Origin of the sequence: Actinokineospora iranica (genome assembly GCF_900101685.1) — a bacterium.
In the GTDB taxonomy this organism is placed as follows: domain Bacteria; phylum Actinomycetota; class Actinomycetes; order Mycobacteriales; family Pseudonocardiaceae; genus Actinokineospora; species Actinokineospora iranica.
The window spans coordinates 51,039-75,776 of record NZ_FMZZ01000014.1; the positions used below are offsets into that span (position 1 = coordinate 51,039).

The 24,738-nt window shown below is 69.7% G+C and carries 12 protein-coding genes; 7 read left to right on the forward strand and 5 right to left on the reverse strand.

Annotated features, from left to right (window positions below; translation table 11 throughout):
• Positions 1-72 precede the first annotated feature (72 nt).
• The gene (locus BLS56_RS24245; protein ID WP_228771885.1) at positions 73-1,446 is read left to right on the forward strand and encodes an acyl-CoA carboxylase subunit beta; all 1,374 of its coding nucleotides are present in this window, start codon (positions 73-75) and stop codon (positions 1,444-1,446) included.
• 433 nt (positions 1,447-1,879) lie between these two features.
• Here BLS56_RS24245 and BLS56_RS24250 read toward each other — a convergent pair whose 3' ends face one another.
• Together BLS56_RS24250 and BLS56_RS24255 are read right to left on the reverse strand one after the other, a co-directional pair.
• Complete coding sequence (locus tag BLS56_RS24250) at positions 1,880-2,674, reverse strand: PIG-L deacetylase family protein (RefSeq protein ID WP_091455286.1); 795 nt, start codon at positions 2,672-2,674, stop codon at positions 1,880-1,882.
• A gap of 30 nt (positions 2,675-2,704) precedes the next feature.
• Entirely contained in the window at positions 2,705-3,901 is a 1,197-nt protein-coding gene (locus BLS56_RS24255) for a cytochrome P450 (protein ID WP_091455289.1), read from the reverse strand.
• 145 nt (positions 3,902-4,046) lie between these two features.
• Here BLS56_RS24255 and BLS56_RS24260 point away from each other — a divergent pair, with 145 nt between their 5' ends.
• The 4 genes from BLS56_RS24260 to BLS56_RS24275 are packed head-to-tail and all read left to right on the forward strand — an operon-like array spanning position 4,047 to position 8,772.
• Complete coding sequence (locus BLS56_RS24260) at positions 4,047-4,931, forward strand: DUF6039 family protein (protein ID WP_091455291.1); 885 nt, start codon at positions 4,047-4,049, stop codon at positions 4,929-4,931.
• A gap of 1 nt (position 4,932) precedes the next feature.
• Entirely contained in the window at positions 4,933-5,691 is a 759-nt protein-coding gene (locus BLS56_RS24265; RefSeq protein ID WP_228771886.1) for an enoyl-CoA hydratase-related protein, read from the forward strand.
• Positions 5,692-5,695: 4 nt separating this feature from the next.
• Positions 5,696-7,945 (forward strand): ACP S-malonyltransferase, encoded by a 2,250-nt coding sequence (gene fabD, locus BLS56_RS24270; RefSeq protein WP_091455293.1) that lies wholly within the window; start codon positions 5,696-5,698, stop codon positions 7,943-7,945.
• Positions 7,945-8,772, forward strand: a complete 828-nt coding sequence (locus BLS56_RS24275) for a DUF6039 family protein (RefSeq protein ID WP_139190960.1) — start codon at positions 7,945-7,947, stop codon at positions 8,770-8,772. The genes fabD and BLS56_RS24275 overlap by 1 nt, the downstream gene beginning before the upstream one ends.
• Positions 8,773-8,832: 60 nt before the next feature.
• Here BLS56_RS24275 and BLS56_RS24280 read toward each other — a convergent pair whose 3' ends face one another.
• From BLS56_RS24280 to BLS56_RS24290, 3 genes are read right to left on the reverse strand one after another with little or no spacing between them, the layout of a single operon-like run.
• Entirely contained in the window at positions 8,833-9,888 is a 1,056-nt protein-coding gene (locus BLS56_RS24280) for a WXG100 family type VII secretion target (protein ID WP_091455297.1), read from the reverse strand.
• Positions 9,885-10,193 (reverse strand): hypothetical protein, encoded by a 309-nt coding sequence (locus BLS56_RS24285; protein ID WP_091455299.1) that lies wholly within the window; start codon positions 10,191-10,193, stop codon positions 9,885-9,887. The genes BLS56_RS24280 and BLS56_RS24285 overlap by 4 nt, the downstream gene beginning before the upstream one ends.
• 16 nt (positions 10,194-10,209) lie before the next feature.
• A complete protein-coding gene (locus BLS56_RS24290; RefSeq protein ID WP_091455300.1) occupies positions 10,210-10,725 on the reverse strand; it encodes a YbaB/EbfC family nucleoid-associated protein in 516 nt (171 codons plus the stop codon).
• Positions 10,726-10,798: 73 nt separating this feature from the next.
• Between BLS56_RS24290 and BLS56_RS24295 the strand changes: the two genes are divergently transcribed.
• Complete coding sequence (locus tag BLS56_RS24295; protein ID WP_091455302.1) at positions 10,799-11,905, forward strand: hypothetical protein; 1,107 nt, start codon at positions 10,799-10,801, stop codon at positions 11,903-11,905.
• A 288-nt stretch (positions 11,906-12,193) separates the two neighbouring features.
• Positions 12,194-24,736 carry a non-ribosomal peptide synthetase gene (locus BLS56_RS31905; RefSeq protein ID WP_267463943.1) on the forward strand — a complete coding sequence of 4,181 codons (12,543 nt, stop codon included), beginning with the start codon at positions 12,194-12,196 and terminating at the stop codon, positions 24,734-24,736.
• The last annotated feature ends 2 nt before the right edge of the window (positions 24,737-24,738 follow it).

A 24,738-nucleotide genomic window follows, 5' to 3' on the forward strand; every position in this document is an offset into this window, starting at 1 on the left:
AGTTTTGCCTACTGGCCGAGGTTCGCGCGGCGCACAGTGAATGTCCCGCGCCCCTTCGACAGAGGAGCCGCCGTGACCCGTGACCCACTCACCCGAATCCGAACCCTGCTCGACCCCGGGCATTTCCGGCTGCTGCAACCGAAGGACGACTGCGGCGTGCTCGCCGCCCGCGGCACGGTCGAGGGCGAGCCGGTCTTCGTCTACTGCACCGACGCGACCCGCATGGGCGGCGCGATGGGCACCGAGGGCTGTCGGCGCATCGTGCACGCGATCGAAAGCGCCGTGGCGCAAGGGGTTCCGGTGGTCGGCCTGTGGCACTCCGGCGGCGCGCGGCTGGCCGAGGGCGTGGTGGCGCTGGACGCCGTGGGCAAGGTCTTCCACGCCATGGTCCAGGCTTCCGGGCGGGTGCCGCAGATCTCGGTGGTGCTCGGTCCGGCCGCGGGCGGTGCGGCCTATGGCCCCGCGCTGACCGATGTCGTGGTGATGAGCGGGAACGGGCGGGTTTTCGTCACCGGCCCGGAGGTCGTGCGGTCGGTCACCGGGGAGGTGGTCGACCAGGAGCAGTTGGGCGGCGCGGAGGCACACGGGCGCAAGTCCGGCGTCGTGCACGTGACCACAGCGGACGACGAATCCGCGATCAGCGTCGGTCGGAATCTGGCCGCGCTGCTGGGTCGACAGGGGTGTGTGAACGCCCGGCTGCTGGGCGAGTCGGTGGACCTGGGCCGGTTCCTGCCGGAGCGGGCCAACCGGGCGTACCCGGTGAAACCGCTGGTGGACGCGCTGTTGGACGCGCCGGGAATCGAGCTGCACCCCCGGTGGGCGCCGAACATCAACACCACTCTGGGCCGCTTCTCCGGACGGACGGTCGGCGTGGTCGCGAACAACCCACTGCGGTTGGGCGGTTGCCTGGACGCGACTTCCGGGGAGAAGGCCGCGCGGTTCGTGCGGATGTGCGACGCTTTCGGGATTCCGCTGATCGTTTTGGTCGACGTGCCCGGCTATCTTCCCGGCGTAGGACAGGAATGGGGCGGCGTCGTCCGGCGCGGGGCGAAGCTGCTGCACGCTTTCGCCGAGGCGACGGTTCCCCGGGTCACGATCATCACCCGCAAGGCTTACGGCGGCGCGTATCTGGCGATGAACGCCCGGTCGATGGGCGCGCACACAGTCCTCGCGTGGCCTACCGCCGAGGTGGCTGTGATGGGCGCGGAGGCGGCGGTGAACGTGCTGCACCGCAAGGCGCTCGCCGCTACCCCGGAATCCGAGCGCGAGGCTGTCCGCGTCCGACTGGTCGCCGAACAGCGCCGCTCAGCGGGTGGGGTGGACACCGCTCTGCGTATCGGCGCTGTGGATGACGTGATCGAGCCGATGGAGACCCGCAAGCGCATCGCGGCTGCCTTGATCGAGGCCGGTGAGCGGCGGGGCAGACACGGGAATATTCCGCTGTGAGGCTGACTTCTGTGGGGCTGGTTGCGGGGTTGGCTCGATGGGGTGGAGTGGTTTCTTCGGGGCCCCTACGAAGGAAGATCCCGTCGCGGGGAAAGACGGGTGGGGAGCCTTCGGCCCCACGACCACGGCGAGTTCAGGAATCTTCCTTCACCCCCGAAGAAATTACTCCACCCCATCGAGCGCTTGGCGGGCGTCGGTGCCGGTTGGCAGGAGGGCCGGCTTGCTGGTCCGCCCCATCGAGCACTTGGCGAGCGCTGGTTCGGCCTGGCAGGTGCTCGGGTGTGCTCCTTGTCTCCATTGAGCACCTGGCAGCTTTGGGTGCGGCTTTGTGTGTGGCGGGTGTGCTGCGCTGGCCTACCGGCCCGATCGGTGCCTGGCAGGGTTTGGCTGGCCGACCCTCCCAGGCATCCACCTGGTAGCCCTGTGCCGGGGCTTACGCCACGGCGTAGGTGGGGACCAGTTGCTCGAAGAACGTCGGCTCGCCGAAGCGTTGGTACCACTCGAAGCGGTAGGCGTCGGGGAAGGCGGCGTGGGCTACCGCTTCTCCGGTTATCTGGCTGGCGTGGGTGACTATCGCGGCGAGTTTGGCGGCCAGTTCGGCGTAGGTGGCGCGGATGGAGAGGGTGATCTCGGAGGGGAACAGGCCGAAGGGGGCCGAGGTCGACCTTGCCGCCGCGTGGACGAGGTGGGCGTTCTCGCCGAGTCTGGTCAGGTGGGTTCTATCTACAGTGGACTCATAGCTGGTGATGCGGGCCAGGCGCGCGGCTTGACGGCCGATTCGGTGGACGGCGATGTGGTCTGGGTGGCGGTAGATGCCGCGCCAGTCGTAGTGCAGGATCATCTCGGCGTTCTCCTCCGCCGCCAGGTCTGCCACGCGGCGGGCGGTGGCGCCGATGGGGGCTCTCAGCAACGCCTGGGGGTGGCGGTTCTGCGGCCAGCCGGGGAGGCCGGAGTCTCGGTGTCCTAACAGGACCAGCCGGGACACGCCCAGGATCTCGGCGGCGCGTTCCAGTTCCAGGAGGCGGCGGGCGGTCAGGGTTTCGTGGCGTTGCAAGGGTATCAGGGCCTCGCCCAGGTCGCCGTCGGTGGCGCAGATCAGGACCACCCTGGCACCCGCGTCGGCGAAGCGGCGCATGGTGATGCCGGTGAAGATGGCCTCGTCGTCGGGGTGGGCGTGCAGCACCAGGACTGTGCGGCCGGTGAGGTCGGGTAGCTGTGCTGGTCTCATGGTGTCCTCCGGGTGACTGTCACTGCGCGGTCACCACTGCACGGGCAGCGACTCTGGGCCGCGCAGCAGCCTGCCTTGCTTCCACGGGACCTCGGCCGCGGGAACCGCCAGCGCCAGGCTGGGGAAGCGGTCGAGAAGAGCGTCGAGGACCACGGCGAGTTCCATCCGCGCGAGCTGGGCGCCCAGGCAGTAGTGCGGGCCGTGGCCGAAGGCCAGGTGCGGGTTGTCCGCCCGGTGGATGTCGAGGCGATCCGGGTCGGTGAACACGCGGCGGTCGCGGTTCGCGTTCACGCCCGCGGCGAAGACCGCCTCGCCCGCGCGGACGACGCCGCCGCTGAGTTCCACGTCCTCCTTGGCGATCCGGGCGTTGCCGATGCCGTTTCCCATGGGCACGAACCGCAGCAGCTCCTCGATGGCCGAGGGCAGCAGGGCGCGGTCGGCGCGCAGGGCGTCGATGATGTGCGGGTTGGTCAGCAGGACGTAGGTAAAGTTCCCGATCTGGTTCGCGGTCGTCTCGTGGCCGGAGATGAGCAGGGTCACGCCGAAGGACACGAGTTCCTGTTCGGAAAGCTTCTCGTCCTCGTCGCGCGCCCCCACCAGATGGCCCAAGAGGTCGTCGTAGGTGTTCTCGCGGTGGTCGGCGACCAGGCGCGCCAGGTAGCCGCGCAGGGCGATCTCGCAGCGCTGCGCCTCGTCCGGGTCGTACGCGGTGGTCGCCATGACGGCGTCCGTCCAGTGCCGGAACTTGCCCTGGTCGTGGTACGGGACGCCGAGCAGCTCGCAGATCACGGTGATGGTCAGCGGCAGGCTGACCCCGTCCATCAGGTCCGCGGGCGGGCCGTCGCGCTCGACCCGGTCCAGCAGGACGTTGGCTATCCGCTCGATTCTGGGGCGCAGCCTGCCGATCCGGCGCGCGGTGAACGCCTTCGACACCAGCTTGCGCAGCCGGGTGTGCTCGGGCGGGTCCATGCCGAGAATCGAGTCGCCGCGCCGCGGAAGTGGCGTGGTGCGCGGAATCCCGTCGCCGACATGGGCCCGGGTGAAGCGGGGATCGGAATTGACCAGCTTCACGTCCGCGTAGCGGGTGACCAGCCAGCCCTCGCCCTCGTACGGTAACCGCACTCTGGCCAGTGGCTCCGACTCTCTCAGCTGCGCGAAAACCGGGTCCACCTCCAGACCGGTGATTTCGCCGAACGGGTACACGAGAACGCGCCTCGTCTCCGCCATGTCTGTTGGACCCCTTTCCCAGACAGCAGCTCCATACCGACGGTAGGCAGCGAGCAGTCCGGCCTCTGCGCAGTACTGAGCAGACCGCGCCGCCGCGCGGGGAGAGGGTGGCGCACAGCACACGCGGCAGAAGGGGACTGTGGCAATGACCGACATCATCGAGAGGCCCGCGACCGTGGAGCAGGCCGCTCCGGCGCCGGAGTCGTTCAACACGTCGAACTCCGGGTTCGTCATCCACCGCTCCGGCCAGCTGCGCTACGAGCACCGGCGTGAAGGCCGTGAGTTCGCCCTGGAACTGGCCGCGTTCCTCAACAAGCCGCTCGCGGGCAAGGCGACCATCGTCGTGTTCGAGGAGCTGTTCGGGCAGCAGGACCGGGTGCACTGGGTGCAGCACTTCAAGAATCCCAACGACTACCGGGTCATCCTGGAGCTGGTCGACCACGACAAGACGTTCAAGGACATCACCGAACGCGACCGTCTCGCCGAGGACGGCGGCGGCAACTGGGAGCGAATGTTCATCGAAGGCACCTTCAGCGAGCGCGTCATCGTGCCGCAGCACGGCGTCGGCGACCACGACGAGGACGATGACGACCCGTCGTACTTCGCCGACCCGGCCTCGCACCAGACCAGCGTCCCGGCGGGCGAGCTGCTGCACAGCGGGAACGCGGGCGTGACCATCATGCGCACCGCGCACTGCAAGTACGAGTTCCGTGAGGAAGCCCGGCAGTTCGCCTACGAGTGGGCCGCGCACATCAACACCACCCTGCGCGGCTCGGCGTCGGTGTTCCTGTTCGAGGAGACTTTCGGGCGCCAGGACCGCATCCACTGGACACTGCACCTCAAGACCCTGGACGACTACCGCAAGCTCGTCGCGCTGGGCCGTGAAGACTCCGAGTACCAGCGGATTCTCCGCGAGCGCCGGGTGGCCCTGGCCAAGGGCGGCGGCTCGTGGGAGAAGACGTTCGTCGACGGCACCATTCACGACCTGGTGCTGACTCCGCTCAAGTCCGGGCGCACCACCGGGTTCTGACGTGACCGCCGCCCTGACCGTCGAGCGGAAGTCCGGTGTCCACCAGGTCACCCTGGGCCGGGCGGGCATCAGCGGCGCGCTGCTCGCCGAGCTGGCCGCCGTCCTCGACCACGCCGAGGCCGACCCGGACTGCCGCGTCGTGCGGCTTCAGGGCGCGGACGGCGTGTTCTGCTCCGGGCTCGACTTCGACGCCGCGACCGGGCACCTCGGCGAAGGCGGCGGGCTGGCGGACGCGGGCGGGGACGCTTTCCTCACCCTGCTCCGCAGGTTCACGCTCAGTTCCCGAGTCATCGTGTCCACTGTGGACGGCTGGACGTCTGGCGGCGGTGTCGGCCTGGTCGCCGCGAGCGACTTCGTCTTCGCGACCCCGCGCAGCCAGTTCAGCCTGCCGGAAGCGCTGTGGGGGCTGCTGCCCTGCTGCGTGCTGCCGTTTCTGATCCGGCGCGTCGGGTTCCAGAAGGCGTACACGATGACCCTGTCCACCCAGTCCGTGACCGCCGAGGCCGCCGAGCGGTTCCACCTCGTCGACCAGATGACGGAGCGGTTGGACACCGCCGTGCGGGCGCTGCTCGGCAGGCTGCGGCGGCTCGACACCTCGACGGTGGCCGACGTCAAACGCTACTGCCGTGCCCAATGGTCCACATCGGACGCCAGCGAGGACCGGGCGCTGCGCGAGTTCGCGCGCCTGATGGCGGACGAGTCCGTCGCGCGGCGCATCTCCGAGTTCACGACCCACCAGAAGTTCCCCTGGGAGGCGTAGCACCATGGTCGCGTTGGTTTTCCCCGGTCAGGGTTCGCAGCGCAAAGGCATGGGCGCCGGGCTTTTCGACCGCTATCCCGAGCTGACCCGGCAGGCCGATGCGATCCTCGGATACTCCATCGTCGAGCTTTGCCTGGAAGACCCGGACAACCGGCTGCGGCAGACCCAGTACGCCCAGCCCGCCCTGTTCGTGGTCAACGCGCTGACCTACCTGGCGCGAGCCCGTGACCTGCCCGCGCCGAAGTACCTGGCGGGCCACAGTCTCGGCGAGTACGACGCGCTGTTCGCCGCGGGCTGCTTCGACTTCGCCACCGGCGTCGACCTGGTGCGCAGGCGCGGCGAGCTGATGGCCAGGGCGAACGGCGGCGGCATGGCCGCGGTGGTCGGGATCGACGCCGACCGGGTGGCCGAACTGCTCGGCGGCGGGGCGGACACCGGTGTCGACATCGCCAACCTCAACAGCCGCACGCAGGTTGTGCTGTCCGGGCCCCCGGAGGGCATCCGGGCGGCCACGATCCTCATCGAGCGCGACAAGGCGGCGCGGTGCGTGCCGTTGAAGGTCAGCGCCGCGTTCCATTCCCGCTATATGGCCGAAGCCGCCGCCGAGTTCGCCGAAGTGCTGGGGAAGGTCACCTTCACCGACCCGAGCGTGCCGGTGATCGCCAACGTCACTGCCCGGCCATACCGACCCGGCGAGGTCGGCACGCTGCTGGCCGAGCAGATCCGCAAACCGGTGCGGTGGGCGGAGTCCATGCGCTACCTGATCGACCACGGGGTCGAAGAGATCGAGGAACTGGGGCCCGGCCGGGTGTTGGCGGGCCTGTGGAAGTCGGCGGTCACCGACCCGTTGCCCGCGGCCGAGGCGGTCGAACCGGAACCGGTCGCGCCGCGCGCGAGCGGACTGCGAGCCGAGGACCTGGGCTCCGCGGAGTTCCGGCGGGACTACGGCATCCGCTACGCCTACCTCGCTGGGGCCATGTTCCGCGGGATCGCCTCGACCGATTTGGTGATCCGGATGGGCCGCGCCGGGCTGATGGGGTTCTTCGGCGCGGGCGGGCTGAGCCTCGCCGCGGTCGAGGACGCCATCACGACGATCAAGGCCGCCCTTGGCCCAGACGGCCGGTATGGGATGAACCTGCTGCACTCGCTGGACGATCCCGGGTTCGAGGAATCCGTGGTCGAGCTGTATCTGCGGCACGGCGTCCGGTTCACCGAGGCGGCGGGGTTCACCCAGATCACGCCCGCGATCGTGCGCTTCCGCTACCACGGCTCGCGAATCGACGCCGCGGGCGCGTGCCACGCGCCGCACCGGGTGCTGGCGAAGGTGTCCCGGCCCGAGGTGGCGGCGGCGTTCATGGCTCCCGCGCCCGCCGCGATCGTGGAGCGGCTGCGGCAGCAGGGAAAGCTGACCGATGAGGAGGCCACGGTCGCCCGGACGCTGCCGGTCAGCGAGGATGTCTGCGTCGAGGCCGACTCCGGCGGGCACACCGATGGTGGCGCCGCCCTCACGCTCCTGCCGTCGATGCTCCGGCTGCGGGACCGGGTGATGGCCGAGCACCGGTATCCGCGGCGCATCCGGGTCGGGGCCGCGGGCGGGATCGGGTCGCCGGAGTCGGTGGCGGCGGTGCTGGTGCTGGGGGCGGACTTCGTGATGACGGGGTCGATCAACCAGTGCTCGCCCGAAAGCGGGACTTCCGCCGCCGTGAAGGACGTCCTGTCTACTTTGGACGTCCAAGACACCGCCTACGCGCCAGCCGGGGACATGTTCGAGATCGGCGCCCAGGTGCAGGTGGTGCGGAAGGGCACACTGTTCGCGGCTCGCGGAAACAAGCTCTACCAGCTTTACCGGCGGTATGACTCGTGGGAAGAGATCGACGAGCGCACCCGGGCGAGTATCGAGGAAACATACTTCAAGCGGCCGTTCGCCGAGGTGTGGGCCGAAACCAGGGCCTACCACCTTGGCCGGGGACGGCAGAAGGAAGTCGCGAAGGCCGAGCGGAACGGCAAACAGCGGCTGGCGTTGGCGTTCCAGTGGTACTTCGCGCGGTCGGTGCGCTGGGCCATGGAAGGCGTGCCGGAGCAGCGGGTCAACTACCAGATCCAGTGCGGTCCCGCGATCGGCGCGTTCAACCGGTTCGCGGAGGGAACGGACCTGGAGGACTGGCGGGCGCGGCACGTGGACCGGATCGCGGAACGGTTGATGCAGGGGGCGGCTGACGTGCTCGCCGGTTTCTGCCAGAACAGGAGCGTGTGATGACGGCGGCTAGGCAGACTTCCGTTGCGGCGGAAACCCTTTTGCACTCCGCGAACTGCGGCGTGGTGGTGGAGCGGACAGCCCAGTTGCGCAATCAGCACCGGAAAACGGGGCGACGGGCAGCACTGGATCTGGCCGAGCGGATCAATGTCAAGTACCAGGGAGCCGCCACGGTCCTGGTGTACGAAGAGGTGTTCGGCAGGCGGGATCGGCTGCACTGGCTGCTGCACCTGCGGTCGTTGGGGAACTATTCGGCGGTCGAGTCGGCGTTCGACGACGCGGGAACCGACCCGATGTATGTCGACGGTTCGGTTTCCGAGACCCTGCTGATCCCGCAGCACTGGGGCATGTACGGCACAGACGAGGCCCTACCGGACGACGCCGGTATCGACGCAGCCAAACCGGACCTGGTGGTGCCGCCCGCGGCCGGGCAGACCACTGTGCCCGCGGACCAGTTGACGCACTCGGCCAACGCGGGCGTGATCATCCACCGGTCGGCGGTGACGAAGTACGCGTTTCGGGCTGAGGCCCGGATGTTCGCCCGGCAGATCACCGAGGACATCAACACGCGCCTGCCCGGGGTGGTTTCGTCGTTCTTGTACGAGGAAGCGTTCGGTGGGGCGGATCACATGCACTGGTTGATTCACATGGAGTCGCTGTCCGCGTACTACGACCTGATCGACATGCACCAGCGAATGGACGACGCCACCCGCGGCATCTACCTGAACGAGATCATCTCCCCGGAGAAGGGCGGCGGAACCTGGAACCGAATCTTCGTCGAAGGCAGCATGGTGGACGTGGCGTTCTCACCTTTGTCGCTGGGCTGAGTGACAGTAAAATGAAGTCGTCACCGTGATCGCCAGTCTGGTGTAGACCAGCCGTTGTTTCTACAATGCACCCGTGACCCGTGTTCCTCCGGTTTCGGTGGGCGTAATTCGGGTTTCACGATAGTCCTGGGATTGTTTACCCCGTGTCTCTCCCCAGTCAATCTGAGAGTTTGGGTTGGCAGTGTTGGTGACCCCGTTGATGATGCCGTTGGCCATGCGCGGCCCCGTGTACTTGATTCCCTCCTTCAGAGCTTCCATGCCTGCTCGTTGTAACAGTTCGGGCCGTGTGAGCAGGTCCTTCACAGCTGGCGCGACACGCCTCCGGACAGCGATGTCAACCGCGTGGATACCGCGGTTGAGATGCTTGGTAGCCTTCGTCAACAACTCGCCGAGCTTGCCAAGGTGTTTACCCAACTTGCCGAACGCGTCCACCAAGCGTCGGACCAGCTTGGTGATCTTCATGGTGTTTTCGATAATCAGCGGCAGGCCTTCGGCGGCCATTGCCACTGGGTATGCGGGAGGCACGTAGCGACACAGCATCGAGACGACCTTGGCTAGGACGTCCGCGATCAAACCCCGGACGAATCCACGCACGGCGTTGAGGATCGTCTTGCTGATGTCGACAGCGGCCGATACCCCAGTCGCGATGTTGGACAACGCGGCGTAGGTGTCGATCTGGTCCTGCGCCCACTCTCGGTACCGCTCGGCGGCCGGACCCTCCCAGGTCGCGCAGTGCCCCTGGATGCTGTCGGTCAGGTCCTTGGCGGTCTGCTGAACTTGCTTGCCGATTTGGTCCCATGTCTTGACCGTCAGTTCCAGATTGTTCTGGTTGCCGGTGAGCCAGTCCAGTACCTGCTTAGCGGGGCCGAAATATTCCAGCAGCCATCCGAAACCCATGCTCAGTACCGAGCCGAATGGGTCCCGGATCACCCCAGCGACGTCGAACGCACCTGCCGCGAGGTCGGCAAGGCCCCCCGCCCAGTCACCGCTGATGATCGTTTCGACTCCACCGACGGCATCCTGGAGCAGACCCGCGCCTTCGAGTGCGGCCTTGACCGGTGTCTTCGCCGCGGTGGTCTCAGTTCGCGCATCAGCGACGATGCTGTTTTCGGTCACGACGTCCCCTTGAACAAGGCGGTAATCGACTCCTCGGTTACCCGATGGTCGTTGGCCCATTCGGCGACTGCCTCGGAATGCCGCCCTCCCGCCGCCTGAGCCTCGGCCAGCGACTCGGTGGCATTTTCCATGATCAGGTTGCACGCCAGACCCAACGGCGCGCCGAACAAGCCGAAGTCCTCGTACCCTAGCCGACCCTTGGCCGCGTCAACTGCGGTGCCGAGCAGATCGGCGGTGTTTTGGACCTTCTTGGCGTGCGCTTCAATCTCAGCGGGACTGACATCAAAGCCGCCGGAGTCGGGCATGGTTCCCCCTAGCAGGTCAGCGGAAGAAGTCGCCGCTCTCGTAGTAGTCGTCATCGTCAGGCGATGCGCTCGGCCGTCTCGGCTGGCGGGGTGCGACAGGTGATGGTGGGGCAGGCATGGTCTCCTTCGGGAGGAAAAGGTCCTCGAAACGCTCGGCCGTATCGTTCCGAACGAAATCGTCCGGCGGCGGCGAAGGAAACATCCGCGTCATCTCGTCCTGGATAGCGGCCATCGTCTCAGGCGTCGCCTGTGCGGAAGGGACGCCCGCGCGCATCGCGTCGCCGAGTTTGCTCTGGGCGGCCCACAGGGTGCGCATAATATCCTGGGCGAGGGACGGGTCGGAGCGGATAGCCTGCCCGATCTCCAGTGCGGTCAGATTGCCCATATGGTTGACGGTGACCGTGATCTGACCACCGCGGCCGTGCTCGGTGACTGAGACGGCTGCCATCTCGTCTCGCACGGCATTGGCCTGCTGCTGCATAGCGGCGACGCGTGCCTCGATGCCGTCGAGCAGTTCGTAAGGGTCTACCATGTGCCCCCCTTCGATTCCCTAGGCTGGCCAGTGTCCCATACGGTGTGGTTTGACAGGGGTGATTGGGGGGAACGTGCTTCTGCTGTTGGCATCGCATCTCGCGGTCTTGGCGAGTGGGCTGGCGATCTTCTGGATGTGGGTGTTCGGGCCGAGCGAGGCCTATGACAGCGCCGCCCAGTTGGCCATCGCGGCCGGGGCGATGACCGTCCTCGGTTTCGTTGGGCTGGGCCTGCGACTGGTCGCGCCGGACAACTCGCCGGTGATCGCTGGGACGAAGCCACGTTTGGCCTTCACCGTCGTCGGTCTCCTGTTCGGCGGGTACCACATCACCCCTGGTAGGACCGAATCCGGGCAGCCGATGCTGGAGACCGACCAGGCGGCGGTCTACCTGGAGGCGGTGTGCGCCCTGATCTTCGCCGGATGGGGTGTGGTCAACCTGCTGCGGACCTGGATGGCGAGCCGGAGGGCCGAACGGGCGCCTCTGTCGACCACGGTCGAGGACCGCCTCCGCCGGGGCCGTCCGGTGCTGCTGTTGCTGCGTTGGGGAATCGGCGCGACCGCGCTGCTCACGCTCGGGGCCGCCGTGCCTGCCTTCCCTGGACGCGACCTGCCCGCCGGGCTGCTGGTGGTGCCCGCGGTCTTGGCGGTGGTCTGCGCGATCTACTTCGGCAACCGCCGCGACCAACCCACAAGCTGGCCGTACGCTGCTGCGATGGCCGGGGCCGTGCTCGCCTTGCAGGTGGGCCCCATGATCGCGCTGCTGATTCCATTTCGGCCCTGGGTCCTCGCGCTGATGGTCGCGGTGATGGGAGTGGTCATCGGATCGCTGCACGCGCTGGGCGAATACGGGCGGGACAAGGTGCTCGTGCCCTACGGCCCTGACCTGATCGATTCGCCGATCGAGTTGCCTTTTCGGGCCAGAAAGGACCGCGGGCACCTTCTGCTCGTCGCCGCGGGCGAGATCAACACACACCGAAGCTCACCGTTCACGCTCAAACGCCGCACACTGCCCCGACCGATGACCGAGATCGCTTCCGTGCGTGTGGTCACCGAGAACGAAGGGGAGAGCGTGCGCATCGCGTTTGTCGACGGGGAACAGTGGGTCTTTCCCACGGACGCCGCCCAGCGGATCGCTGAATTGATCGTTTTCCGACGTGCCCGGTTGGCGGGTTCGGCCTGAACCAAGCGACGAGCGTCGCGGACCCCACCTCGGGCACCTTTTGGAAGACCACGCGGTCGACGGCGCGATGGGCGTGATCGTGGTCAGGTGCGACCGGGGACCTGCTCAAAGCTGAGCAGGCAGGGCGGGAGGCGGTCAGTAGCGTCGAGGTGCGGCAGGTGGCTTGGGAAAAGCTTGTGTGGTCAAAGCACCCGGGTGTGCCGCGTGGGCGACGGACCTTCTCTTGGGGAGTGTGCAATGGCGCCAGGCGACGGCACTGCGGGCGGTCGGGCTGTGGGTAGCCGGGCGGTGGCTCGGGACGGTGGGGTTCGGGAGCGGGTTCGGGCGGCTGTGGTGCGGGTGCTGGCCGAGCTGCTTCCGGCTGGTGTCGCGCCTGACCTGGGGGCCTCGTTGCGGGCCTATGGGTTGGACTCGATGGCGGCGGCGCGGTTGTGGCTGGCGTTGCAGACCGAGTTCTCCGTTGACATTCCCATTGACTGGGTGGGGCGGAGCGCGGACTTCGCCGAACTGGTGGAGCGGGTGGCGGGCCATCTGGGGTCCGGGGCTGTTGGCGGGGTTTCGCGGGCCACCGGGGTTGTTGTTCGGGCCGATGATGCCAGTGCTGGTGAGCCGTTCGGGTTGACGCCTATTCAGCAGGCTTATGTGTTGGGGAAGCAGGCCGAGTTGACCCCGGACGCGGTGGGGTGTCATCTCTACCGGGAGTTCGAGGTCGACGACCTGGACGTCGACCGGCTGCGGGACGCCTGGGCGCGGTTGGTGGCGCACCATGACATGTTGCGGGTGGTGCTCACCGCGGATGGGCGGCAGCGGGTCGCGGAAGGCAGTCCTGAGTGGACATTGGAAGTGCACGATCTGGCTTCTACTGGGGCGGTCGAGCAGGAGCGGCATGTCGCGGAGGTGCGGAAGCGGCTGTCGCACAAGGCTTACCCGGTAGGAGCGTGGCCGCTGTTCGATGTCGAGGTGACCGTTCGAGGGGATGGGGGCGGGCGGGTCCACCTCAGCCTGGACGCGGTGATCACCGATGGGCACGGGCTGGCGTTGCTGCTCACGCAGTGGGCGGCGCTGTATCGGGACCCGGATTATGTGCTGCCCACGTCCTCGGTCAGCGTGCGGGACTGCTTGGGGGCGTTGACGGCCCAGGAGGAGACGCCGGGGTACGCGGCCGATCTGGACTACTGGGTCGAGCTGCTGCGTGACCTGCCGGACGGCCCGGCGCTCGGTGACGCGCCGGGGCGAGACGACGTGGCGCGGCGGCCGATTCGGGACTCGCTCAGCGCTCGGGAGTGGGCGGCCATTCGGGAACTGGCGGGAGCATGGGATGTCTCGCCCACGTCGCTGGTGTTGACGCTGTTCGCGGAAGTGTTGGCGCGGCATGGTGGGCAGGCGCCGTTTTCGCTGGTGGTGACTACCAACAACCGGGTTCGGCTGCCGGGTGAGGTGGCAAACCTGGTGGGGCCGTTCACGGCCAGCGCGTTGTTCCTCGCCGACGCCACCGCCGGGGTGCGGTTGGACGAGGCGGCGGCGCGGACGCACAAGCAGCTGTGGCAGGCGGTGCAGCACTCCTCGGTCTGCGGGGTGGCGGTGCAGCGCGAGTTGCGGGCACGGCGGGCCGTGCGGCGGCAGGTGTCGTTGCCGGTGGTGTTCACCAGCATGGTCGACGCCATCCCGGACGGGGCGGACGGCGGGTTCGCCGCACAGGTCGACTACGCGGTCAGCCAGACCTCGGGAGTGGCGCTCGACCACCAGATGTGGCAGCAGAACGGGGAACTGCACCTGCAATGGGATGTCGCCGACGCGATGGTGGGTCCCGGGGTGGCCGACGCGGCGTTCGCGGACCTGGTGAACGACCTGCGCGAGTTGGCGACCACGCCGCGGTTCGAGGTCCGGCGGCTCAACGAGTTGCAGCAGGCCTACTTCGTCGCCCGCGCGGGCGAGGCCACGGCGTGGGACGGGTGCCAGGTGCATACCAGCTTCCACCTCGACGGCGACCTCGACATCGCCCGGCTGGAAGCCGCGGCGCTGCGCGTGATCGGCGCCTACGACGTGCTGCGCGGCGCGGTGTCCGGGGACGGGCGCATCCGGGTCCGGCGGGACACGGCTTCGCGGTGGCGGGTGCCGGTGACCGAGGTGTCCGATGTGGACCAGCACGGCGCGATTGACGCCGCCACCCGAGACGCGATGGTGGGGGCGGCGTTCCCGCTGGCCCGGTGGCACCATTTCGACCTGCGGGTCACCCGGTCGCGGGCGGGGGCAACGGTGCACTTCGCGGTCGACCTGCTGCTGGCCGACGCGGTGAGCATCCACCTCATCGCCCGCGAGCTGCTACGAGTCTACCTCGATCCCTCGGCCGAGCCGAGGCCGCAGGCGCCGTACGCGGAGCAGCGGGCGGCGCGTGAGCACGCGCGGCTCGCGTCGGACTTCCTGGACTGGCAGCGGCATTGGCGGGAGCGGTTGGCCGACTTGCCGCCGGGGCCGGAGATCACGACCCAGCCGCGCGCATCGGCCGGGCGGCGGCGCACTCGGCTCACCGGCGAGATCCGGGATTGGGCCGGATTCGCGCAGCGGTGCGAACGGCACGGCGTCACCGCCGACGCGGTGCTGCTCGCCGTGCTGGGCAAAGCGCTGTCGGTTCGGTTCACCGACGAGTTCAGCGTGTCGGTGGTGCGGTTCCCCGAGGCGCAGCAGCGGTTCCGGCCCGCGGAGCTGACCAGCCTGAGCTGGGTCCGCCGGGGGCCCGCCGACCGCTCCGTGGTCGCTGCGGCGCAGGCGTATCAGGCCGAGCTGGACGCCGACGCCCGCGCGGACGCGGTCAGTGGGCTGGCGGAGCTGCGCAAGATCGTCAACCGGGAGCGGCGCACCGGCACGTACGCGTTCCCGGTCGTGTACACGAGCATGTTCCGGCACGAACCGCTTCCCACGGGCGCTCGGGCGGGCGAGTGGATGACTTACACGCCGGACGTGTCGCTGGACTGCATCGGCGAACTGGACGCCGACGGGTTCCGCTTCTGTTGGGACGTGGTGGAAGCCGACTTTCCCGATGGCGCGGTGGCGGCGATGTTCGCCGAGTTCACCCGCCTGGTGCGGGCGTTGGAGGACGACGACGCGGCCTGGACCGGGGGCGGCGACGAGCGGCACAAGATCCTCGTGGAGTGGAACGCCACGGCCCGCGACTTTCCCTGCGCCGGGCCGATCCACTTGGCGTTCGAGCGGCACGCCACGCTGACCCCGGAAGCGGTCGCCCTGCGATGGCCAGGCGGCACGATGACCTACGGCGAGCTGAACCGGCAGGCGAACGCGATCGCCTGGCGGCTCAAGCGGCGTGGGGTCGGACCGGAGACCGTGGTGGGTATCGGAATGCGCCGCGGACCGGAGATGATCGCCGCCGTCCTGGGCATCCTCAAGGCGGACGGGCTGTATCTTCCCGTCGAGCCCGGCCTGCCCGCCGAGCGCGCGGCGGTGATGCTGGCCGAGGCGCGCTGCTCGATCGTCCTGACGACGACCGACACCGCGCGCTGGCCGGTCGCCGCGTCGATCGAGGTGATCGAGGTCGACGCGGACACCGCGGAGGACGCGGGATCGGCTGACACGAACCCGGTTCCCACCGCGAGCGTGGACAACCGCGCGTACATCATCTTCACCTCGGGCAGCACCGGGAAGCCCAAGGGCGTCGCGGTCACCCACCGGCCTGTGCACAACCTGCTGAACTGGTGCTACCGGACGTTCCACTTCGGACCGTCTGACGTCGGCCTGTGTGTGACCTCGCTCGGCTTCGACCTGTCGGTGTTCGACATCTTCGGCATGTTGGGCTGCGGCGCCTGCCTCTACATCGCCGACGCCGCGCAGCAGCGCGACCCCGAACTGCTGCTGGACCTGCTGCTCACCGAGCCGATCACATTCTGGAACTCCGCGCCGACCACGCTCAACCAGCTCGCGCCGCTGCTCGCGGCCAAGCAGGGGCACCCGGGCACGCGTGATCTGCGGCTGGTGTTCCTTTCCGGTGACTACACGCCGCTTTCCCTGCCGGACGAGCTGCGCCCGGTGTTCCCGAACGCCGAGATGATCAGCCTGGGCGGCGCGACCGAGGCCACGGTGTGGTCGAACTGGTTCCGTATCGGTGAAATCGAGCCGGCCTGGCGCAGCATTCCGTACGGCAAGCCGATCGACAACGCCCGCTACCACGTGCTGGACGAGAACCTGGAGCCGGTGCCGGTCGGTGTCGAGGGCGATCTCTACATCGGCGGGGTGGTCCTGTCGCTGGGGTACGTGAACCGGCCTGACCTCACCGCGGAGCGGTTCATCGACGACCCGTTCCACCCGGGCGAGAAGCTGTACATGACCGGGGACCGGGCGAGCTACTTCCCGGACGGGAACCTGTGCTTCCTCGGCCGGGCCGACAACCAGGTCAAGATTCGCGGCTTCCGCGTGGAACTGGGCGAGATCGAGCACCGGCTGCGCCAGCACGAGTCGGTGACCGAGGTCGTCGTCCTGGCCCGCGACGACGGTTCAGGGGACCGCAAGCTGGTGGCGTATGTCATCCCGGCCGGGGACACGCCGCCGTCGGTGCGGGAGCTGCGCGTGTACGCCGGGCAGACGCTGCCCGAGTACATGGTGCCCAACTTCGTCGGCTTCGTGGACACCTTCCCCGCGACGGCGAACGGAAAGCTGGACCGGGACGCGCTGCCGTGGCCGGTGACCGACAGGCCCAAGCCAGAAAAGCAGCGGACCGGGCCGTCGCACGAGCAGTTGATCAGCGAGATCGCGGCGATCTTCGCCGAACGGCTCGGACTGCCCACAGTGGACCCGACCACCGACCTGTGGGACCAGGGGGCGACCTCGTTCACCATGGTCCAGGTCTCCAACGCCCTGCACGACCGCTACGGCACCCGCGTCCCGGTCTCGGCCCTGCTCAACGATCCCACGGTCGCCTCCATCGCTCGCCAGCTCGGCCCGGTGGAGGCCGTCGCGGCCGAGCCGGAGCCCGAACCGGTCGACCTGTTCTCGCCGGAGCAGCAAAAGGCGTTCAAGAGCGCCAAGCGCAACCGTCGGCCCGTGGCTCCTGGCGAGCGCGTGGTCCGGCTCGATGACCTCGCGCCGCCGCGCGAGCACTTCGCGTGGCGGGCGAGCCGCCGCGAGTTCGACGCCGGACCGCTGCCGTACGCGGCGTTCAGCCGGTTCTTGGGCCTGCTCAGGGAAACCTCGATCGACGGCCGCACCCGCCTGCTTTACCCGTCGGCGGGCGACACGTACTCCGTGCAGGTTTATCTGCACATCCGGCCGAATGCCGTCGAAGGAGTCGGGGAAGGCGTCTACTACTACGACCCCGCCGGACACGAACTGCGGCTGATCACCGCGAAGCCGAAACTCGACCGGTCGCACCACTTCTTCTACAACCGGCCCGTCTACGACGCGTCCGGGTTCGGCGTCTACCTGATCGGCCAGACGCACGGGATCGAGCCGCTGTACCAGGAGGAAAGTCTGCGGTACCTGACCCTGGAGGCCGGGTATCTCGGGCAGGTCCTGCTCATGGGGCAGGCGGCGGCCGGGGTCGGGCTGTGCCCGATCGGCGCGGTGTCGCTGACCGAGGACTTCGCGCTGGACGACGGACACGTGTTCCTGCACGGCTTCCTCGGCGGCCCGGCCGAGCACGAGCCGAGCGGCAACGGGGTCCGGCCGCCGTTCGAGTCGCACTCGGCGAACCCGGGCGGCGAGCCGGACGAGAGCGCCGGGCGCGGCGACCGGCGCGACAGCGGGGATGTCGCCGTCATCGGCATGGCGGGCAGGTTCCCGGGCGCAGACGGCTTGGCCGAGTTCTGGCAGAACCTGCGCTCCGGCAGGCGTTCCACCGGCCCGGTGCCCGCCGGTCGCCGCGCAGCGCTCAGTCCCGGTGGCGAGACCGGCCTCACCGGCGGGTTCCTCGACGCGATCGACTCCTTCGACGCGCTGCTGTTCCACACCTCCCCGGACGAGGCGAGAACGCTTGACCCGCAGGCGCGCCTGCTGCTGCAAACCGTGTGGGAAGCGCTGGAGAACGCCGGGCACACCGCGGACTCGCTGAGCCGCCAGTCCGGCCGGGTCGGCGTGTTCATCGGCTCCATGTGGCAGGACTACCGGCAGGTCGGCGCGGAGGCGTGGCAGCGTGGGGCGGCGGCGACGGTCTCGGCGACCGCGTCGGACATCGCGAACCGCATCTCGTACTTCTTCGACTTCCGCGGCCCGAGCATCGCGGTCGACACCTCGTGCTCGTCGTCGTTGGCGGCGCTGCACCTGGCCGTGGAAAGCCTGCGGCGCGGCGAGTGCGACGCGGCCGTGGTCGGCGCGGCGAACCTGTTGGCGCACCCGTACCACCTGCGACTGCTCGACGACCTGGGGCTGGTCACCACGTCCGGCGGCCAGTCCGCCTTCGACAACACGGCCTCCGGGTGGGCGCCCGGCGAGGGCTGCGGGGTCATCGTGCTGCGGCCCGCCGCCGCCGCGGTCGCCGAGCACGACGTGGTGCGCGGGATCATCGAGGGCACCTGGATCGGGCACTCCGGCCGGTCGAGCCGGTTCGGCGCGCCGAACGCGGACGCGCTGGCCGAGTCGATGGCGCGGGCGCTGGCCGAGGCAGGCCGCGAGCCGTCCGAAGTGGACTATGTGGAGTGCGCCGCCGCGGGCGCGAGCGTCGCCGACGCGGCCGAGCTGGAAGCGCTGGGCGCGGTGTTCGCCGACGCGCCGCGACCGGTTCCGGTCGGCACGGTGAAGCCCAACATCGGGCACCTGGAGGCCGCGTCCGGGCTGTCGCAGCTCATCAAGGTGTTGCTGCAACTGGAACACGGGCAGATCGCGCCGACCCTGGCCGCCGACGAGCGCAGCGCCCTCATCGCCTGGCACGACTTGCCGGTCACCCTGGTCGACGCGCCGCAGCCGCTGCGCGCGTCCGCCGCCGACGGCAGGGTCCGCGCGATGGTCAACGCCGTCGGCGCCACCGGCACCTATGGGCACGTCCTCGTGCGCGGCCCGGAGCCGCGCGTGCCACAGCCGGGACCCGCGGGCCGGAAGTACCCGGTGCTGCTGTCCGCGGCGACCGCGCCCGCGCTGAAAGCGGCCGCCCGCAACCTCTACGAGCACCTGGCCGACCGGCACGCCTCTGGTGCGGCCCCCGCGGTCGCCGAGATCGCGTACACCTTGCAGACCGGCCGCGCGCACCTGCCGCACCGGCTCGCGCTCACGGCGGCGGACATCCCTGAGCTGCTGGCGTGCCTGCGCGGATACCTCGCCGGGCGACCGGTTGAGGGGATGTTCACCGCCGAGGTCGACGCCGCGCTGGCCGCCGCCCGGGTGGAGCCCGCCGACAAGTACGACGCGGTGGCGAGCTGGATCGAGGGTTACCACGTGGAGTGGCACCGCTACTGGCTGCCGCCTTCGTCGCGGGTTTCCCTGCCCACGTACCCGTTCGCGGCCGAGCGGCACTGGCTGGACGCTGGCTTGCCTGAGCCTGAGCCGCCCCAGGTAGAACCGCCCGTCATCGAGCCCGTGCTGCCCGAGGATGAGCTGCCCGCGGTGGCGCCGCTTCCCCGCGAGGTCAGCGAAGACACCGTGGCGTTCGTCAAGCGCGCTTATTCCGAGGCGTCCGGCATTCCCGTCGCCCGGCTGCACCCCCGGGTGCCGTTGGAGCACTACGGCCTGAACTCGCAGCTCATCGCCAAGGTGAACGCGTTGCTCCAGGCCGAGTTCTCGGACGTGCCGCGCACCCTGTTCTTCGAGCACGCCGACCTCGCCGGGGTCGCGGGCGCGCTGGAGTCGCTGATCGAGGACGGCCCGGAAGAGGACGACGACCACAAGGGCGGCTCCGAGGGCGACTGGCCGTGGCAGGACGCCCCCGGCGACATCGCGGTGATCGGGATCGCGGGCCGCTACCCGCAGGCCGACGACCTGGACACGTTCTGGCGCAATCTGCTCGACGGCCGCGACTGCGTGACCCCGCTGCCCGCCGACCGCGCCCGGCCCGGATGGCCGACCGACCTGATGTGGGGTGGGTTCCTGTCCGATGTGGACACATTCGACCCGCTGCTGTTCTCCATCACCCCGCGTGACGCCGAGCTGATGGACCCGCAGGAGCGGCTGTTCCTCCAGATCGCCTGGGAAACCCTGGAAGACGCGGGCTACACCCGCGCCCGGCTCGCCGAGCGGCACGACTCGAAGGTCGGCGTCTTCGCAGGCGTGATGTACAACGAGTACCCGTTCTTCGGTGTCGAGCGCACCCAGGCCGGGACGCCTGCCGACGCGGGCTCGGCCGTCGCGGGCATCGCCAACCGGGTGTCGTACTTCCTCGACCTCACCGGCCCCAGCCTCGCCGTCGACACGATGTGCTCGTCGTCGCTGACCGCGCTGCACCTGGCGGTGGAAAGCCTGCGGCGCGGCGAATGCGCGGTCGCGCTGGCGGGCGGGGTGAACCTGTCGCTGCACCCCAACAAGTTCATCCAGCAGGACCGGCTCAAGATGAGCTCGACCGACCACCGCTGCCGCGCGTTCGGCAAGGGCGGCGACGGGTTCGTGCCCGCGGAAGGCGTCGGCGCGGTGCTGCTCAAGCCGCTGGCCCATGCGGTCGCCGACGGCGACCGGGTGCACGCGGTGATCAAGGGCACCGCGATCAACCACGGCGGCAAGACCAACGGCTACATGGTCCCCAACCCGGTCGCCCAGGGCGCGCTGGTGCTCGACGCGCTGCGCCGCGCTGGCGTCGACCCGGCCACCATCGGCTACCTGGAGGCGCACGGCACCGGCACCGAACTCGGCGACCCGGTGGAGGTCAACGGGTTGACCCGGGCGTTCGCCGGGACCACGCTGGCGCCGGGGGCCTGCGCGATCGGGTCGGTGAAGTCCAACATCGGCCACCCCGAGGCCGCGGCGGGCATCGCGGCGCTCACCAAGGTGATCTTGCAGTTGCGCCACCGCACCCTGGTCCCGTCCCTGCACGCCGACGAGCCGAACCCCAACATCGACTGGGCTTCCTCGCCGTTCCGCGTGCAGACCCGGGCGGAGGCTTGGCAGGCGGCGCGTGGCGCGGACGGCACACCGTTGCCCAGGAGGGCGGGCGTGAGCTCGTTCGGCGCGGGCGGCGCGAACGCCCATGTCGTGGTCGAGGAGTTCGTCGCCGCGCCGAGACAGTCCACTGTGGGCGGTCCGCAGTTGATCGTGCTCTCGGCCAGGGACGCGGAGGCACTGCGGGCCGTGGCAGGACGGCTGGCCGGGTTCCTGCGTGACTCGGATGCCCCGGCCGCGCCGGTCGACTACGACGCGCTGCTGGGGCAGTTGCGGCGTATCGCCAACGGCGAAGTCCCGGCGGCATTGCCGGGCAACGGTTCCACCTCGCCGCAGGACATCGGCGCGTACCTGATCGCCACGTACGCGGGTGAGCGGACCGCGTCCGGCCTGCCCGCGCTGGCGGATATCGCGCACACGCTCCAGATCGGCCGGGAACCGCTGCGGGAGCGGCTGGCGGTGGTGGCCCGCGACCACGGCCACCTGCTCGCCGAACTCGACCGCCACCTGGCCGGGCAGCCGTCGGCCGTGGTGACCGGCCGCACTCCCGGCGCCACCGCGCCTCCCGGCGCACTCGCGGCCGCGGGGACCACTCCGCCGGATGAGCACGAGCTGCGCGGGCTCGCCGACCATTGGGTCGGCGGCGGACGCGTCGACTGGGCGACCCTGCACGCGAGCCCGGCGCGGATCACCGGCCTGCCCTCGTACCCGTTCGACCGCAAGCGCTACTGGCTGCCCGAACCCACGAGCCTGACCGTGCCGCTGCACGTTCCGGTGTGGACACCAGCTGACTTCGGCGCACGCACGTTCACCGGCCAGGCTGTCGTCCTGCACACCGCCGCGACCGCCGCGCTGGCTCGCCAAGTCGGCGACCTGCTCGGCGCGCGGCCCGTCGCGGAAGGGCAGCCGATTCCGGAAGCCGATGGCGTCCTCGACCTGACCGACCTGGATGGGGCGGAGCGCCCGTGGGAGCCGCGCCTGGCCGCACTGCGGTCGCTGGTGAGCCGCGCCCGGGGTCGGGACTTGCGGATTCTCCAGGTAACTCGGGGGCTTCTCGGGCCTGCGGGACCCGCGCCGAGTCTGGCGGGCGGTGTGGTGGCCGGGTTCGTGCGGATGCTCGGCGCGGAGTACCCCCGGGTCGCGGCGGCGGTGCTGGACGTGGACGAGCTGACCGCCGGGACGATCGCCGCCGAGTTCTCCGCTGAGAGCAAGGGCGACGTCGCGGTGCGGGGCGCGGTTCGGTTGGTTCCACGCCTCGCGCCGCTGACTCCGGCGCAGGCATCGGTGTCCATCGACCCGGCGCGGACATACCTGGTCACCGGTGGCACGCGGGGCATCGGAGCGTTGGTGGCCCGGCACCTGGTCTCGCGCGGGGCACGCAAGATCGCCCTGGCCGGACTGCGGCCCGTCGCTCCCGACATCGCGGACCTGGAGCAGGCGGGCGCCGAGGTGATTGTCCACACTGGACCGCTGACCGACCGGGCAGCGCTCGCGCGGTTCCTTGATCGCGCGCGTGCGCTGGGCCCGATCGGCGGTGTCGTGCATTGCGCCGGTCGCGGCCCGGCGGGCAGGCCGTCTTTCGTGCACAAGGAGAACGACGACCTCGCGGCGGTCTTGGCCCCCAAGGTCGACGGCCTGCGCACCTTGGCCGAATTGTGCGCAGGGGACTGGCCTGACTTCTTTGTGCTGTTCTCGTCGCTGTCGGCGGTGGTTCCCGGCTTGGCGTCTGGTGTGCTCGACTACTCGGCCGCCAACGCCTACCTTGACCTGTTCGCCGACCACCAGGTTCGCACCGGCCGCCCGTACTTCCGCTCGGTGAACTGGCCGACCTGGCGCGCCGCGGGCATGGGCGCCGCGCAACCGGACGGCTGCGCCTCGGTGGGCGTCGACTCTCTCACCGACGCGGAAGGCCTGGCACTGCTGGACGTGGCGTCGGCGTCGCCGCACTCCCGGCTGGTGCCAGCCCGTCCGCTGAACGCGGGTGTCGACATCGCGGCGCTCCCCGCCCACGCCGCGCGCACCACCCAGGCCGAGCCGGTTCCCGAGCGGGTTCCCGAACCGGTGACCGGGCCGCCAAGCTGGCTCTACGCTCTGTTCTCGGAGCTGTTGGGCATCCCCGTCGCCGAGCTTGACCCGTCGGCGCTGTTCGAGGAACTGGGCGTCGAGTCGGTCATGCTGGCCGAACTCATGCAGCGCATCGAGGCGCGCCTCGGCCGCAGGCTGGAGCCCGGCACACTGCTGAGCCACCCCACCCTGAACGCCCTGTCCGCGGCCCTCGGCGCGGACAGGGCCCCGACCAGGCAGGCCCCGGTCACCCCCCAGCCGGGGCCTGCCATCCCCACCGGGCGGGAGATCGCGGTCGTGGGCATGGCCTGCCGGTTCCCCGACGCCCCGGACACCAACGCCTTCTGGGCGAACCTCACGGCCAAACGCTGCTCGGTGTCCGAGGTTCCCGCTTCCCGCTGGGACAAGTCCGCGCTGTACCCGCACGCCTCGATCAGCAAGTGGGGCGGGTTTGTCGAGGGCATCGAGGACTTCGACGCCGACTACTTCGGCATGACCGAGGAAGAGGCGACCTGCCTCGACCCGGCGATCCGGCTGTTCCTGGAGACCACCGCGGCGGCCATGGCGGACGCGGGTTACCCGGAAAAGGAGCTGTGGGGTCGGGACGTGGGCGTGTTCGTCGGCGCCCGGATGTCGAACTACCGGGAGCGCACCGGAGCCCGTGGCGGCGCGGCGGGCATGGGCACCGACCAGAACTTCGTCGCGGCCAGGGTGGCGCACCAGTTCGACTTCCGCGGCCCGAACATGGTGGTGGACAGCGCCTGCTCGTCGTCGCTGGTCGGCATCCAGCTCGCGTGCCGCAGCCTGCTCGACGGCGAATCCGAAGTCGCCGTCGCGGGCGGGGTGGACGTGCTTCTCGACGAGCAGCCCTATCTGGAGTTCAGCGCGGCCGGGGCGCTGTCCCCGGATGGCCGCTGTTTCACCTTCGACGAGCGTGCCAACGGTTTCGTCCCCGGTGAGGGCTGCGGCGTGGTGCTGCTCAAGACCCTCGATCGTGCTCTCGCCGACGGCGACCGGGTGCACGCGGTGATCCGCGCGGTCGCGGTCAACAACGACGGCCACACCATGGGTCTGACCACGCCGAACCCGTCCGCCCAGGCCAAGGTCGTGCGACGGGCGTTGGCGCGGAGCGGCTTGTCCGCCCGGGAGATCGGCTTGGTCGAGGCGCACGGCACCGGGACCATGATCGGCGACCCGATCGAGGTGCGCGCGCTCACCGATGTCTACCGCGAGACCACAGAGGACAGTGGGTTCTGCGCGATCGGCAGCGTCAAGTCCAATGTCGGGCACCTGCTGTCTGCGGCGGGCATGGCGGGCCTGCTCAAGGTGGTGCTCGCGCTCAAGCACCGGCAGCTGCCGCCGACGCTGTTCTGCGAGACCCCCAACCCGCGCTTCGACTTCGCCGCGTCGCCGTTCACCCCGAACACGACCCTGCGACCGTGGGACACCGATGGGGTCCGCGCGGCAGGCGTGAGCGCGTTCGGACTGGGCGGCACCAATGCCCATCTGATCGTCGCCGAGCACACCGGCGCGCCGGGCCGGGAGCCGTTGCCCGCGCCCGTGTTCCACCGCAAGCGGCACTGGATCGACCGGACCGCCGGAACCGAAACCGCGGCCACGGTGGCGAAGCCGCCCGCGGCCGTGCCGTCGCCCGCCACGGTGGTTCCGCCGCCCGCTGCCCCGGTGTTCGGCGCGTCGATTCTCGATCTGAAGTTCACCCCCGCCCACTCGCGATCCGAGGGATAGCC

Bases quoted from the DNA above. Each gene is read 5' to 3' on its own strand.
- BLS56_RS24250 (WP_091455286.1), bottom strand. From the start codon at position 2,674: ATGAGACCAGCACAGCTACCCGACCTCACCGGCCGCACAGTCCTGGTG.
- BLS56_RS24255 (WP_091455289.1), bottom strand. From the start codon at position 3,901: ATGGCGGAGACGAGGCGCGTTCTCGTGTACCCGTTCGGCGAAATCACC.
- BLS56_RS24260 (WP_091455291.1), top strand. From the start codon at position 4,047: ATGACCGACATCATCGAGAGGCCCGCGACCGTGGAGCAGGCCGCTCCG.
- fabD (WP_091455293.1), top strand. From the start codon at position 5,696: ATGGTCGCGTTGGTTTTCCCCGGTCAGGGTTCGCAGCGCAAAGGCATG.
- BLS56_RS24275 (WP_139190960.1), top strand. From the start codon at position 7,945: ATGACGGCGGCTAGGCAGACTTCCGTTGCGGCGGAAACCCTTTTGCAC.
- BLS56_RS24285 (WP_091455299.1), bottom strand. From the start codon at position 10,193: ATGCCCGACTCCGGCGGCTTTGATGTCAGTCCCGCTGAGATTGAAGCG.
- BLS56_RS24290 (WP_091455300.1), bottom strand. From the start codon at position 10,725: ATGGTAGACCCTTACGAACTGCTCGACGGCATCGAGGCACGCGTCGCC.